Annotated in this window: 9 protein-coding genes; 3 read left to right on the top strand and 6 right to left on the bottom strand. The window is 64.1% G+C overall.

Annotated elements, in window-relative coordinates:
• The 3 genes from IEI94_RS17045 to IEI94_RS17035 all read left to right on the top strand — a co-directional run bounded on the left by IEI94_RS17045 (nt 1) and on the right by IEI94_RS17035 (nt 4980).
• Entirely contained in the window at nt 1–2181 is a 2181-nt protein-coding gene (locus IEI94_RS17045) for an acetate--CoA ligase family protein (RefSeq protein WP_191168454.1), read from the top strand.
• The gene (locus tag IEI94_RS17040) at nt 2178–2987 is read left to right on the top strand and encodes an enoyl-CoA hydratase-related protein (RefSeq protein WP_191168453.1); all 810 of its coding nucleotides are present in this window, start codon (nt 2178–2180) and stop codon (nt 2985–2987) included. The genes IEI94_RS17045 and IEI94_RS17040 overlap by 4 nt, the downstream gene beginning before the upstream one ends.
• Before the next feature lie 142 nt (nt 2988–3129).
• Nucleotides 3130–4980 carry an SLC13 family permease gene (locus IEI94_RS17035; RefSeq protein ID WP_191168452.1) on the top strand — a complete coding sequence of 617 codons (1851 nt, stop codon included), beginning with the start codon at nt 3130–3132 and terminating at the stop codon, nt 4978–4980.
• A gap of 58 nt (nt 4981–5038) precedes the next feature.
• Here IEI94_RS17035 and IEI94_RS17030 read toward each other — a convergent pair whose 3' ends face one another.
• The 6 genes from IEI94_RS17030 to betB form a co-directional block, all read right to left on the bottom strand.
• The gene (locus tag IEI94_RS17030; RefSeq protein WP_191168451.1) at nt 5039–5911 is read right to left on the bottom strand and encodes a glycine betaine ABC transporter substrate-binding protein; all 873 of its coding nucleotides are present in this window, start codon (nt 5909–5911) and stop codon (nt 5039–5041) included.
• Between the two features lie 74 nt (nt 5912–5985).
• Nucleotides 5986–6819 carry an ABC transporter permease gene (locus IEI94_RS17025; protein WP_191169643.1) on the bottom strand — a complete coding sequence of 278 codons (834 nt, stop codon included), beginning with the start codon at nt 6817–6819 and terminating at the stop codon, nt 5986–5988.
• A gap of 5 nt (nt 6820–6824) precedes the next feature.
• Nucleotides 6825–8072 carry a quaternary amine ABC transporter ATP-binding protein gene (locus tag IEI94_RS17020; RefSeq protein ID WP_191168450.1) on the bottom strand — a complete coding sequence of 416 codons (1248 nt, stop codon included), beginning with the start codon at nt 8070–8072 and terminating at the stop codon, nt 6825–6827.
• A 372-nt stretch (nt 8073–8444) separates the two neighbouring features.
• Nucleotides 8445–10895, bottom strand: a complete 2451-nt coding sequence (locus IEI94_RS17015; RefSeq protein ID WP_191168449.1) for an acyl-CoA dehydrogenase — start codon at nt 10893–10895, stop codon at nt 8445–8447.
• 165 nt (nt 10896–11060) lie between these two features.
• On the bottom strand, nt 11061–12767 hold the full coding sequence (gene betA, locus IEI94_RS17010; protein WP_191168448.1) for a choline dehydrogenase: 1707 nt from the start codon (nt 12765–12767) through the stop codon (nt 11061–11063).
• 9 nt (nt 12768–12776) lie between these two features.
• A complete protein-coding gene (gene betB / locus IEI94_RS17005; RefSeq protein WP_191168447.1) occupies nt 12777–14246 on the bottom strand; it encodes a betaine-aldehyde dehydrogenase in 1470 nt (489 codons plus the stop codon).
• Nucleotides 14247–14258 lie beyond the last annotated feature (12 nt).

Genomic DNA, 14258 nt, shown 5'->3' with positions numbered 1-14258 from the left:
ATGAATCCCATCGAAGGGCATCTGCCGACCCGCAGCCCGCTGCACGACATCCTGGCGCCCACCGGTATCGCTGTGATCGGGGCTTCGAGCGATCCCACCAAGCGCGGCTACAAAGCGATGGTCGGGCTGATCAAGGACGGTTATCGGGGCGCTATCTTCCCGGTCAATCCCAAGGCCGACATGATTCTCGGCGTCAAGGCGTGGCCGTCGGTGACGGCAATCCCCGGCAACCCGGAGCTGGCGCTGATCTGCACGCCGGCGGCCAGCGTGCCCGAGCTGATCGCCGAGTGCGGGCGGCGCGGCATCAAGGGGGCGGTGATTCTGGCCAGCGGCTTCGCCGAAATTGGCGGCGAGGGGGCGGTGCTGGAGCAGGCAATGATGGACAAGGCGCATGCTCACGGTGTGCGCATCATCGGCCCCAACACCTCGGGGATCTTCAACCTCCACCATCGCATCAACCTGCTGGCGCTGGACAACGTGCGTCCCGGCGATGTGGGAATCATCTCGCAGTCGGGCAACATGCTGCTGTCGCTGGCACTGGAGGCGCAGCACAACGGCCAGGTGGGTTTCTCGACCTACGTCGGGCCGGGCAATCAGAGCGATATCGGCTTCAACGACTACCTGCGCTACCTGGGTGAGGACGAGCACACCCGTGTGGCGACGCTCTATGTGGAGGGCTTTCGCGACGGCCGCAAGTTTCTCGATGTGGCCCGCGAGGTCACCGCCATGAAGCCGGTGGTGGTGTACAAATCGGGCTCCACCGAGCAGGGCCAGAAGGCCGCCAGCTCTCACACTGGCGCTTTGGCCGGCAGCTACGCCATGACCGTCGACCTGCTCAAGCAGGCCGGGGTCAGTGTGGTGCAGTACTCCGACGAGATTCTGCCGGTGGCCGAAGGCCTCGGCCTGCTGCAGAAGGCGGGTGGCAAGCGCGTGGCGGTGATCTCCGACGGCGGCGGCCAGGCGACCATCGCGTCCGACCGGCTGGCCGAAGCGGGCCTCACCCTGGCTGAGCTCTCCGAGGCTACCCGTGCTCGTCTGCGCGAGATCCTGTTTCCCCAGGCCTCCACCGTCAACCCGGTAGACGTGGCCGGCTCTACCGATGCCAATCCCTCGCTGCTGGCGACCTGTATGGAGATCGTCGCGGCCGACGACAACGTCGACAGCGTGTTTCTGGTCGGCATGTTTGGCGGCTACAGTATCCGCTTCGCCGAGTCGCTGCTGGGTGACGAGATGCGCGGTGCCGAGGCGATGGTCGACCTGGCCAAGGCGACCACCAAGCCACTGGTGATCTATAGCCTCTATACGCCGGTCAAACCGCCGGCGCTGCGGCGCCTGCATGAAGCGGGTCTGCCAATCTATTCGTCCATCGAGCACGCCGTACGGCTGTTGGCGGCCCTTGGCGAGCGCGGCCACTATCTCAGTGCTAGCCGCGGACATCGACTGCCACCGCCGGTACCCCGCGATCCGGGCAGTGAGGCAGCCATCACGGCAGCGTTGGCAGCCGGCCGTGATCTGCTCGAGCCCGAGGCCAAGGCGCTGCTGCGGGCTCATGGTGTGCCGGTGCTCGAGGAGCGGCTGGTCACGGCTCCGCCGCAGCTGGCTGAGGTGGCTGCCCAGTTTGGCCAGGTACCGCTGGCGATGAAGGTGGTCTCCAAAGATATTCTGCACAAGTCAGATGCCGGCGGGGTGCGGCTGAATCTGGTCGGTGAGGCGGCGCTGCGCGAAGCCCAGGAGTCCATTCTGGCATCGTGTCGTGTCTATGACCCCAGCGCCGAGATCGAGGGCGTCCTGGTGGCGCCGATGGCGCCCAAGGGCGTCGAGGTGATCGTCGGCGTGAGTCGCGACCCGATCTTCGGTCCGGTGCTGATGTTCGGGCTTGGCGGGATCTTCGTCGAAGTGCTCGAGGATGTGGCCTTCCGGGCGATTCCGCTGTCGCCCTTCGATGCCCGCGCGATGGTTGACCAGATCAAGGCGCGCAAGATTCTCGACGGCGTGCGCGGTGAGCCGGCGGTGGATCGTGACGCGCTGGTGGCGCTGCTGCTGAGCGTTTCCAGCATCGTCTCCGCCTACCCCGAGATCGCCGAGCTCGACCTCAACCCGGTGATTGCCAACGCCGACGGCTATACGCTGGTGGATGCACGTATCATCCTCGACGCGTCGACACAGGAGTCTCCCGCATGACCAATACTGTCACCCTGCCTGCCCTCAGCGATGCCAGGCTTACCCTGGAGGCGCGGGTGGCGACCCTCACCCTGGATCGCCACGACGTGCGCAACGCCCTGACCGGTACCGGCCTTATCGACGATATCGTCGCGGTGGCGGCGTGGGTCAACCGCTGCCCGGAGGTGTCGGTGCTGGTGATCACCGGCGCCGGCTCGGCGTTCAGCGCCGGCGGCAACGTCAAGGACATGGCCGAGCGCGGCGGTGACTTTGCCGGCGATGTGGCCGAGGTGGCTGAGCGTTACCGTCGCGGTATTCAGCGGATTCCGCTGGCCCTGGAGGCCGTAGAAGTGCCGATCATTGCTGCGGTCAACGGCGCGGCGATTGGCGCGGGCTTCGACCTGGCCAATATGGCGGATATTCGCATCGCATCCCATAAGGCCAAGTTCGGCGAGACCTTCCTCAACCTGGGGATTATCCCTGGCGACGGTGGTGCCTGGTTCCTGCAGCGCTTGATCGGCTACCAGCGCGCCTTCGAACTGACCCTCTCGGGCCGGGTGATCGACGCCGAGGAGGCGCGTGAATATGGCATCGTGCTCGAGGTGGTCGAGCACGACGCCTTGATGACGCGGGTCGCCGAACTTGCCGCCGCCATCACCGCCCAGCCACCCAAGGCCACCCGTCTCACCAAGCGGCTGATGAAGCAGGGCAGCCGCCTGGAACTCAAGGACTTCCTCGATCTGTGTGCCACCTTCCAGGGCATGTGCCACAACGAGCCGGAGCACCTCGAGGCGGTCAACCGCATGCTGGAGAAGATGGCCCGGTAACGACGCTCTCACGTCGTCGCCGAGCTCGCTCAAGGCCCTGCTAGCGCAGGGCTTTTTGTGTTGCTGACAAAAAACAGTGGCGTTGGCGCCAGTCTGCTGTTGTGCTGGTGGCTGTGGTGCTCGACAGGGAGGTGAGATAACCATGGCCGATAGTACGCTGGTGTTCATCGTGCTGGGACTGACCCTTTCGGCCTTCGTGTGGGGACGCTTTCGCTACGATCTGGTGGCACTCTCGGCGCTGCTGGCGTCGGTGATGTTGGGGCTGGTGGAGGCCGATGCCGCTTTCATGGGCTTTGGCCATCCGGCGGTGATCACCGTGGCGGCGGTGCTGGTACTGAGCAAGGGTTTCGAGCGCTCGGGGCTGGTCGACGTGATCGCCGAGCAGACCCTCAAGGTCGGTGAACGGCTGATACTGCAGTTGCTGGTGCTGACCGGCACCGTGACGGTGCTGTCGGCGGTAATGAACAACGTCGGGGCGCTGGCACTGCTGCTGCCGGTGGCGGTGCGCATGGCCCGCGAGCATGACCGATCACCTTCGCTGCTGCTGATGCCGCTGGCCTTCGGCTCGCTGCTGGGCGGGCTGATGACGCTGATCGGTACGCCGCCCAATATCATCATCGCCAGTTACCGTGGCGCCCAGACCGGCGACAACTTCGGCATGTTCTCGTTCTTTCCCGTCGGCGTAGCGGTGGCAGCGGTGGGGCTGCTCTTTATCGTGCTGGTGGGCTGGCGGCTGACACCGCATCGCCAGGGCCAGTCGTCCGCCGAGGAGCTGTTCGACACCGACAACTATCTGGTCGAGCTCAAGGTCGGCGAAGAGTCCAAGGCCATCGGCTGGACGCTGCGTGAACTGCACGAGGCATTGGAAGAGACCATTCCGGTGCTGGCGGTGGTGCGCGACGACAAGCGACGAACCGGCCACGCCTTCCATGGCAGCCTGCGGGAGGGCGATATTCTGCTGGTCGAGGGCGGTCCCGAGGAGATGAAGCTGCTCGAGGACAAGGCGGGTCTGTCGCTGGGTGCGGCCGCAGAAGAGGAGGAAAACGCTGAAACCGCTGATGGCCCAGCCGAAGGAGACGAAGAGAAGCAGGACAGCAAGAAGCAGGATAAGAAAAGGCGCAGCGGCGTTGATACCGAGGGCCTGCAACTGGTCGAGGCAGTGGTGCGCAACGACTCGATGATGGTCAACCGTACCGTGGTACAGCTGCGCTTGCAGAATCAGCATGGCCTGCACCTGGTGGCGGTGGCCCGGGACGGGGCGCGTCTCAAACAGCGCCTGCGTGAGATCCGTTTCCAGCCAGGCGATGTGCTGCTGATGCAGGGTGATGAAGGGGGGCTGGCCGAAAGCCTGGCGACCCTGGGCTGCCTGCCGCTGGCCAATCGAAACCTGACCATTGGCCAGCCGCGCATGCTGCTGCTGTCGATCGGCATCTTCATGCTGGCGATTGTGGCCATGCTCACCGATCTGCTGCCGGCGGCGGTAGCGCTGTCCACGGCGGCGCTTATATCGCTGCTGGTCGGTATATTACCGCTGCGCGACGGCTATCAGGCCATCGATGGGCCGGTGATCGTGCTGCTGGCGGCGATGCTGCCGGTGGGCGAGGCGCTGGACACCAGCGGCGGCGCGGCGCAGATCGCGGATGGAATGCTAACGCTGGGCAGTGGCTGGCCGCCGGTGGCCACCCTGGTGGCGCTGTTCCTGATCTCCACGCTGCTCTCCAACGTGATCAACAACGCCGCGGCGGCACTGCTGATGGCGCCGATTGCGGCGAGCCTGGCCAGCGGCTTTGGCCTGTCGCTGGACCCGTTTCTGATGGTGGTGGCGGTGAGCGCTTCCTGCGCCTTCCTCACCCCCATTGGCCACCAGTCCAACACCCTGGTGATGGGGCCGGGGGGGTACCGCTTCAGCGACTACTGGAAGCTTGGCCTGCCGTTGTCGCTGGTGGTCATGGTGGTGGCGATTCCGATGATCATGCTGGTATGGCCGCTGTGATGCCATGCAAAAGGGGATGGCCATCTGGCCATCCCCTGGGGTGCTGCAAGGCTGCGATTTACTCAGCGGCGGAGAGCCACTCCTCGACCAGGTCCTGGTTATCAGCGACCCACTGCTGGGCGCTCTCGTAAGGATCGGCGCCATCTTCCTGATTCATCAGCATGACTTCGCCCATCTGCTCGGGCGTCCATTCGAAGGCCTCGAGGATGGCATAGGCTTCCGGCATCTCATCTCCGAGGCCCTGACGAACCACGGTGTGGATCTGCTCGGCGCCGCCGTAGATTTCCTGCGGATCCTCGAGATACTTGAGGTCCCAGCGGGCGAACATCCAGTGCGGCGTCCAACTGGTAACGACGATGTCCTCTTCGTTGGCGATGGCGCTGCTCAGGGCGCCGACCATGGTGGCGTCGCTGCCGCTGCGCAGACGCAGGTCGAGGCCGTACTCGTCGATCACGTCCTCGGTCAGTCCCATCAGGCCGGCGCCGGGATCGATACCGATGATCTCGCCATTGAACAGATCAGCGTTGTCGTTGAGCTCCTCGATGGAGTCGACGTCGGTATATTCGGGCACGACCAGACCGAGCTTGGTACCGTCCAGATTGACGCCCAAGTCCTCGACGTTGTCTCCGACTCGCTCCATGTAGTCGGCGTGGGTGGTGGGCAGCCAGGCGGCGACGATGGCATCGGCATCACCCGTGGAGAGCGCCTGCCACATGGCGGCGGCAGACAGCGAGGTCATATCGACCTCGTAGCCGGCCTGTTCGAGCACCGCACGCACCACGTTGGTGGAAGCCACTTCTGATGCCCACTCGACGTAGGCCAGGTGAACCGTGTCCTGAGCCTGGGCAGCGCCAGCTGCGGTCAGGCCGGCACCGGCGACCAGCGCCAGGCTGGTGCTGCGGATATGACGATTCAGCGTGTGCTTATTCATATTCTTCCCCTCTTGGTGATTCACTAATACACCATGGCGGCCCGGGCGAATGGATTCAAGGGGCCGCCTTGGTCTTACGACTTGCGTTCCTTGCTCAACGACTGGGTCAAGCGGTCGAGCAGCATGGCCAGGATCACCACCGCGATGCCGGCTTCGAAGCCGTCACCGGGGCGCAGGCGCTGGATGGCGCGCCACACTTCGCTGCCCAGGCCATCGGCGCCGATCATGGCAGCGATCACCACCATCGACAGCGCCAGCATGATGGTCTGGTTGATCCCTGCCATGACGGTCGGCAGCGACAGCGGCATCTGCACCTTGACCAGTTTCTGCCCTCGGGTGGCGCCATAGGCGTCGGCGGCCTCGATCAGCTCTTTGGGCACCTGGCGTATGCCCAGGGTAGTAAAGCGGATCGCCGGCGGCATGGAGAAGATCACCGTGGCAAAGATCGCCGAAACCGAGCCGATCCCGAAGAACGGAATGGCGGGAATCAGATAGACGAAGGCCGGCATGGTCTGCATGAAATCGAGCACCGGCATGATAGTGCGGTAGAGACGCTCGGAGAGCGCCGCGGCAATACCCACCGGTAGGGCGATGGTCACTGCCACCAGGGTGGCGATCACCACCAGCGTCAGTGTCTCGATCATCGGGTACCAGAGCCCGAGGTTCCAGATCAGTGACAGGCCGGCGGCGGCGCCAATCGCCAGCCGGGTATTGGCCAGCTTCCAGCAGATCGCCACGATGATCAGCAGCAGCGCCCAGGTCGGCAGCCACATCAAGGCATCGTTGAGGCCGTTGATACCGGTCTGGGTGGCCCGCGAGATGGCGCGAGTCACCATCGAGTACTCGCTGGTCAGCCAGTCCAGGCTGCCCTCGATCCACTGGCCCAGGGGAAGACGGGGAATTTCGATAGCCATCATGCATCTCCTGCCGTGGTCGTGGTGGAACGCTCAGCGATTTGCGTGGGCTCAGCGGCCTGGGCAAGCTGATCAAGTACAGCGCCTTTGACGACCACGCCTAGCAGGCGCTGCTGGTCGTCGACCACCGCGATCGGGAAGCTGTGTTCACTGAACATGGCAAATAGGTGGTGCATCGGCTCCTCGAGCGTGACTCGGCGGAAATCCTGAGTCATGACGTCGGTCACGCTCTCCTTGCCCTCCTCGATCGCCCGGCTGGCAGCATCGGCTTCGATCAGACCTATCAGGACGCGGTCGCGATCGGTGATATAGATCGAATCGAGGCTATGCTCATGCATCTTGCGCAGGGCGGTACGCGGGCCGTCGGTGTCGCGCACTGTGGAGCGCACCCGACGCATGGCACTCTCGGCGGTGAGAATGCGCGCCTTGTCGACGCCTTCGATAAAGCGCCGCACATAGTCGTCGGCGGGCTTGGTCAGGATCTCTTCCGGCGTGCCGATCTGGACCACCTCGCCATCCTTGAGCAGCACGATGCGATCGCCGATGGTCAGCGCTTCGTCGAGATCGTGGGTGATGAACACCGTGGTCTTCTTCATGCGGCTTTGCAGCTGCAGCAGCTCCTGCTGCATATCGCCGCGGATCAGCGGATCGAGCGCCGAGAACGCCTCATCCATCAATAGCACGGTGGAGTCGTTGGCCAAGGCCCGGGCCAGGCCGACGCGCTGTTGCATGCCGCCGGAGAGCTGATTGGGATAGGCATCTTCCCAGCCATCCAGGCCAACCTGCTTGAGGGCGTTGCGAGCGATTTCGCTGCGCTCGGCGGGGTCGATGCCGCGGATCTCGAGGCCGAACTCGGCGTTCTTCTGCACGGTACGATGAGGAAAGAGCGCGAAATTCTGGAACACCATCGAAAAGTGCCGGCGGCGGCACTCGAGCAGCGCCTTGTCGCTCAAGGTGGGGATGTTCTCGCCGTCGATCACGATCTCGCCCTCGGAGGGTTCGATCAAGCGGTTGAGACAGCGAATCAGGGTCGATTTGCCGGATCCCGACAGCCCCATGATCACCAGCAGTTCACCCTCATAGACATCGAAATCGATATTGGATAGACCGAGAGTCTGTCCGGTCTTGTCGAGGATCTCGGGGCGCTTGAGTCCCTGGTCACGCAGTGCCAGAGCCTTCTTCGGCTGTGCGCCGAATACCTTGCTCAGATTACGTACGCGAATCTTGACGTTGCGTTCTTCATTCATTGGTTTGCCTGTTGTCGACCCCCGGGTTCGCGGCGCAACGCCTCAACTCGAAGCGTCGAGGCATTCAGCGTCCTGCCGAACCAAAATGGCGGGCGGGGGAGTGCGTCACCCTGACGGTTGCGAATGATGCCTGGCAGCGTAGCGGAACCACTGCGTACGGCATATGAGTGGATCGCCATGGCGATCCCGTAAGCAGGCGATTGTTATAGTCTCTGCTGTTACTACGGTGTTATGAACCCGCTATGAGTAGTACCGCGGAATCAACATGATAACGGATGGAGAGGGGGGAGTGCCAAGGTTGTGCGCCCCTTGACAATGGCATAAAGCGACACCCCGGCATTTGCCGGGGTGTCGTGGTGAGGCAAGGACAGGTCAGGCCGCGTTATGCCAGACCACCTTCTCCTGCTGCTGGGCGAAGGCATCGAAGGCGAAGTCATCGACGGTCAGCATGTCCAGGACTTCTGCTTCGTACTCGGCCATGAAGCGGGCATCCTCCTCGCTGATCAGCTCGGCCTCGCGTGCCGCGGCAAAGCGCTGTTCGGGATGTAGCGCTTCGACCGGCAATTCGCCCTTGGCATAAGCCTTGTTGACGGTGCGGTACAGCGCCTCGGCGCGGTCGTAGTCGACCAGCAGGGCGTTGTAGCGCGCCAGCGGGTTGTCCTGCTGGCCCTCCTCCTGCTGATCCCAGGTATTGCCGAGCAGCTTGCTGCGCAGGGCGCTGTGACGCGATACCTGCTGGGCGATCTCGCGGGTCAGGTCGTCATGAGGTGTCGTCCAGCGGCGTCCGAGCGGCATCACCAGCCACGACAGCAGCTTGCCCAGACCCTTGTTGGGCAGGTTGTCGAACAGCTCGATCAGCGCCTGCTCGGCACGATGCAGCAGTAGCCGGCAGCTGTAATGCAGCAGCGCGGCTTCGCTCTCGACCTTGTCCGAGGCGTGCCACTGCTTGAGCACCATCGACGTCAGGTAGAGGTTGGAGAGCACGTCACCGAGCCGCGCGGAGACCATCTCGCGGGACTTCAGCGCCGAGCCGAGGCTGGCCATGGCTGCGTCGGCGCACAGACCGAAGCCGGCGGAGATGCGGGCGACCTCTTGAGCGTAGGGGGCCGCCACCTCGTCGAAGGGCGTAGCCGCCTTGCCCAGCCCCAAGCCCTGAGTGAAGGCGCGGGCGGTGTTGCCGAAGATCAGTCCGGCATGGCCGAAGAACGCCTTGTCGAAGGCCTTGAGGTCATCGGCATCCTTGGCGGCCAGCTCATCCAGTACATAGGGGTGGCAGCGGATCGCCCCCTGACCGAAGATCATCAGGTTGCGGGTCATGATATTGGCGCCCTCAACGGTAATCGCCACCGGGTTGGCACTATAGCCGATACCGATATAGTTGCGCGGCCCCAGGGTCACTGCCTTGCCGCCGTGGATATCCATGGCGTGGCTGAGCAGGTCGCGCTGGAACTCGGTCAACTGGCTCTTGAGGATCGCCGAGGGCACTGCGGGTTTATCGCCCTTGTCGATCATATTGGCGGTCTGAATCACCGCGGCTTGAGAGATGTAGGAGAGTGCGGCAATGCGTGCCAGTGGCTCCTGGACGCCCTCCATCTCGGCCACCGGCAGATTGAACTGGCGGCGTATGCGGGCAAAGCCGCCACTCCAGCCCAACGCATAGCGCGAGGTGCCGGTGGCGCCGGAGGGCAGGGTGATGCAGCGGCCCACTGACAGGCACTCGACCAGCATGCGCCAGCCCTGACCGGCCATATCCGGGCCGCCGATAATGGTGTCCAGCGGCACGAACACGTCTTTGCCTACGATTGGGCCGTTCATGAACGGGCTGCCAATCGGGTGGTGGCGACGTCCGATCTCCATGCCATCGGTGTCGCGGGGAATCAGCGCACAGGTGATGCCCAGGTCGTTCTCGCCGCCGAGCAGGCCATCGGGGTCGAACATGCGGAAGGCCAGGCCCACCACGGTGGCGATCGGCGCCAGGGTGATCCAGCGCTTCTCGAAGTTGAGGCGCAGGCCGAGCACTTCCTCGCCGTTGACGACCTGCTTGCAGACCACCCCGGTATCGGGAATCGAGGTGGCATCGGAGCCGGCACGGGGGCCGGTCAGACCGAAGCAGGGGATTTCGCGGCCATCGGCCAGGCGCGGCAGGTAGTGATCCTTCTGCTGCTGAGTGCCGTACTTGAGCAGCAGCTCACCCGGGCCAAGCGAGTTGGGCACGCCGACGGTGACCATCAGAGTCTCGTTGACGGCGAGTTTCTGCAGCACCGCTGACTGGGCCTTGGCGGAGAAGCCGAGGCCGCCATACTGCTTGGGGATGATCATGCCGAAGAAGCCCTCCTTCTTCAGATATTCCCACAGCTCCGGCGGCAGGTCGGCCCGTTCGCGGGTGATGTCCCAGGCGTTGGTCATCCCGGATGCAACGTTGCACTGGTGGTCGATGAAGGCTCGCTCTTCGTCGCTGAGGCCGTCGTCGCCATAGGCCATGAGGGCGTCCCAGTTAGGCTTGCCGCTGAACAGCTCGCCGTCCCAGCCAACGCTGCCGGCTTCCAGTGCGGTGCGCTCGGTATCCGATACCCGGGGAGCCACTTTCTTGAAGGTGGCGAAGATACGCGGCGTCAGCCACTTGCTTCGCAACGCCGGCAGACCGCACGCGGCCACTGCCACGGCGCCAATCAGCAGCAGTATGCCGAGCAGTGGCGCGCCAAACAGCACGCCGACGATGCCGGTGGCGGCGAGCACGCCGAGTGCTGGCAAGGCGCCAGCCTCGCGGCGCATTACCATCAGCAGGCCGACGACGGCCACGATGACCAACAACAGTTGCAACATGCGGGATCTCCTTCAGAGCCTGTCATCACTGGGATGACGAAATTCTAACAAGCGTTTGAATATTTGTAGACTAGTGCATTGGTCGTGCTCTGGCCAGCCCTTACTGGTACGCAAACGGCCCCGCTGAGAGTATCAGCGGGGCCGTTTTGTTCACGCTTCCTCTTCTCAGCTTGCCAACGAATTAGCCCCCTGGCGCGCAGGTGCGCTGCGGGCGGGCGTAGCGCCGGCGATATAGTAGGGCGCCTCACTCTTGGCCAGCGGCTCGCGTCCGCGGATGCGGTCGGCGATCTTCTCGGCCAGCATGATGGTCGGTGCATTGAGGTTGCCGGTTGGGATCACCGGGAACAGCGAGGCATCCACCACGCGCAGGCCATGCACGCCGTGCACTCGGCCCTCGCCGTCGGTCACAGCCATGGCATCGTCACCCATGCGGCAGCTGCCGCATGGGTGATAAGCCGTTTCGGCGTGGGCCTTGACGAAGGCATCCAGCTCGGCGTCACTCTGCACGTCCGGTCCCGGCGAGATCTCGCGACCTCGATAGGGGTCCATGGCCGGCTGCTGAATGATCTCGCGGGTCAGGCGGATGGCGTCACGGAACTCCTGCCAATCCTTCTCCTTGCTCATGTAGTTGAACAGGATGCTCGGCGCCTGGCGAGGGTCGCGTGAGGTCAACCGAATACGGCCGCGGCTCTCGGAGCGCATCGAGCCGACGTGGGCCTGGAATCCGTGAGCCTGGACCGCGCTCTTGCCGTTGTAGCTGATGGCAATCGGCAGGAAGTGGTACTGCAGATTGGGCCACTCCTCCTCATCGCGGCTGCGAATAAAGCCGGCCGCCTCGAACTGGTTGCTGGCGCCGATGCCGGTGCCTTTGAACAGCCACTCGGCGCCGATCTTCGGCTGGTTGTACCATTTCAGTGCCGGATATAGTGAAATCGGCTTCTTGCACTGGTACTGGATGTACATCTCCAGGTGGTCCTGAAGATTTTCGCCAACGCCCTTGAGATCGTGGACCAGCGGGATGCCCAATTCGGCGAGGTGCTCGGGATCGCCGACGCCGGAGCGCTGCAGAATCTGTGGCGAGGCGATGGCGCCGCCGCAAAGCAGCACCTCACGCCGCGCACGGGCTTCTACCGGCTGCTTCCTGTGCAGATAGCTGACGCCCACCGCGCGCTTGTCTTCGAACAGAATGCGGTCGGTGGTGGCGTGGGTGACGATGGTCAGGTTGCTGCGCTGCTTGGCGATGTCCAGATAACCGCGCGCCGTGGAGGCCCGCCGCCCGTTGGGGGTGACGAAGCGGTCCATGGGGCCGAAGCCCTCCTGCTGGTAGCCGTTGACGTCCTCGGTCTTGGGGTATCCGGCTTCTTGCCCTGCCTCGATGAAGGCGTGATAGAGCGGGTTGTTGCCTTCCTTGGGCGTGGTCACGCTGACCGGGCCGTCGCCGCCGTGATAGTCGTTGGGGCCGATATCGCGGCTCTCGGACTTCTTGAAGTAGGGCAAGCAGTCGGCATAGGACCAGTCTTCAAGGCCGGGCTGCTTGGCCCAGTTGTCATAATCCAGGGCATTACCGCGGATATAGCACATGCCGTTGATCAGCGATGAACCGCCCAGGCCCTTGCCGCGACCGCACTCCATGCGCCGACCGTTCATATGCGGCTCGGGGTCGGTCTCGAAGGCCCAGTTGTAGCGCTTGCCCTGCAGCGGGAAGGCGAGTGCCGCCGGCATCTGGGTGCGGAAGTCGAAGCGGTAGTCGGGGCCGCCGGCCTCGAGCAGCAGCACGCTGACGTCCGGATCCTCGGTGAGGCGGGTGGCGAGCACGTTGCCCGCCGAGCCGGCACCGATGATGATGTAGTCGAATTCGTGAGTCTGGGGCATGCGGCCTCCTTAAAACACCGACTCGAAGGGGCCCATTTCGATCTGGATCGATTTGGTCTGGGTGTAGTGGGCCAGCGTCTCGACGCCGTTCTCGCGGCCCACGCCAGACTGCTTGTAGCCACCCACCGGCATTTCCGAGGGCGACTCGCCCCAGGTGTTGATCCAGCAGATACCGGCTTCCAACTGGTGGATGGTGCGATGGGCGCGGTTGAGGCGCTCGGTGAAGATACCGGCGGCCAGGCCGTAGTGCGTGTCGTTGGCGCGACGGATGACCTCGTCGTCCTCATCGAAGGCGAGGATCGACATTACCGGGCCGAAGATCTCCTCGCGCACGATACGCATCTCGTCGCGGCAGTCGCTGAATACCGTGGGGGCCGCCCAGGCGCCCTTGGCACGCTCGCCCTCGTTCCAGGCGTCGCCGCCGGCCAGCAGGGTAGCGCCTTCCTGCTTGCCTAGGGCGATATAGGAGAGCACCTTCTGCTGATGCTCGAAGCTCACCAGCGGGCCGAAGTTGACCGCCGGATCGAGCGGGTCGCCGTCCTTGATGCGTGCCACGCGCTCCTTGATCCTGGCCTCGAAGGCCTCTTTGACGCTGCGCTGCACGAAAACCCGGGTACCGTTGGTGCAGATCTGACCGCTGGAGTAGAAGTTGGCCATCATCGCCGCATCCGCGGCGCGATCCAGGTCGGCGTCATCGAACACGATTAGCGGTGACTTGCCGCCGAGTTCCATGGTCACGTCCTTGAGGGTCGAGCCGGCGGCGGCCGACATCACCTTCTTGCCGGTATCCACTTCGCCGGTGAAGGAGATCTTGTCGATACCGGCGTGGCCGGTAAGCAGCTGGCCGACGCGGCCGTCGCCATGCACCACGTTGAAGACGCCGTCGGGCAGGCCCGCCTCGGTGAAGATCTCGGCCAGCTTCATGGTGGTCAGCGGAGTCACTTCGCTGGGCTTGAAGACCACGGCGTTGCCGGCGGCCAGCGCCGGGGCAGCTTTCCAGCAGGCGATCTGGATCGGGTAGTTCCAGGCACCGATGGAGCCGATCACGCCCAGCGGTTCACGGCGGGTATAGACGAAGGAGTCGTCGCGCAGCGGGATCTGGCTGCCCTCGATGGCTGCCGCGAGGCCAGCGTAGTACTCGAGGGCATCGGCGCCGGTGACGATATCCACGGCAGCGGTTTCGCTGATCGGCTTGCCGGTATTGCGAGTCTCGAGTTCGGCGAGTTCGTCGTTGCGTTCCCGCAGCAGCGCCACGGCGCGCTGCAGGATGCGCCCGCGCTGCATGCCGGACATCGCGGCCCAAACCCTCTGGCCCTTGTGGGCAGCGGCCACGGCGCGGTCGACGTCGGCCTCACTGGCCTGCTGGACGTTGGCTAGCAGGCTGCCGTCATAGGGATTGACGACCTCAAAGGTCTCGCCGGAGGTGGCGTCGGTGTGGCGGCCATCTATATAAAGTTGCTGTGTCGTCAGTTGAGTCATCGAGTGTCTCCC

Origin of the sequence: Halomonas sp. ML-15 (assembly GCF_014779595.1) — a bacterium.
Classification (GTDB): Bacteria; Pseudomonadota; Gammaproteobacteria; order Pseudomonadales; family Halomonadaceae; genus Franzmannia.
This window is presented reverse-complemented; position numbering and strand designations above follow the sequence as displayed.

What these genes read in the sequence shown, in the direction of transcription:
- betA (WP_191168448.1), bottom strand. Translation starts at nt 12,767, where the DNA reads ATGCCCCAGACTCACGAATTCGACTACATCATCATCGGTGCCGGCTCG.
- IEI94_RS17040 (WP_191168453.1), top strand. Translation starts at nt 2,178, where the DNA reads ATGACCAATACTGTCACCCTGCCTGCCCTCAGCGATGCCAGGCTTACC.
- IEI94_RS17035 (WP_191168452.1), top strand. Translation starts at nt 3,130, where the DNA reads ATGGCCGATAGTACGCTGGTGTTCATCGTGCTGGGACTGACCCTTTCG.
- IEI94_RS17045 (WP_191168454.1), top strand. Translation starts at nt 1, where the DNA reads ATGAATCCCATCGAAGGGCATCTGCCGACCCGCAGCCCGCTGCACGAC.
- betB (WP_191168447.1), bottom strand. Translation starts at nt 14,246, where the DNA reads ATGACTCAACTGACGACACAGCAACTTTATATAGATGGCCGCCACACC.
- IEI94_RS17020 (WP_191168450.1), bottom strand. Translation starts at nt 8,072, where the DNA reads ATGAATGAAGAACGCAACGTCAAGATTCGCGTACGTAATCTGAGCAAG.
- IEI94_RS17030 (WP_191168451.1), bottom strand. Translation starts at nt 5,911, where the DNA reads ATGAATAAGCACACGCTGAATCGTCATATCCGCAGCACCAGCCTGGCG.
- IEI94_RS17015 (WP_191168449.1), bottom strand. Translation starts at nt 10,895, where the DNA reads ATGTTGCAACTGTTGTTGGTCATCGTGGCCGTCGTCGGCCTGCTGATG.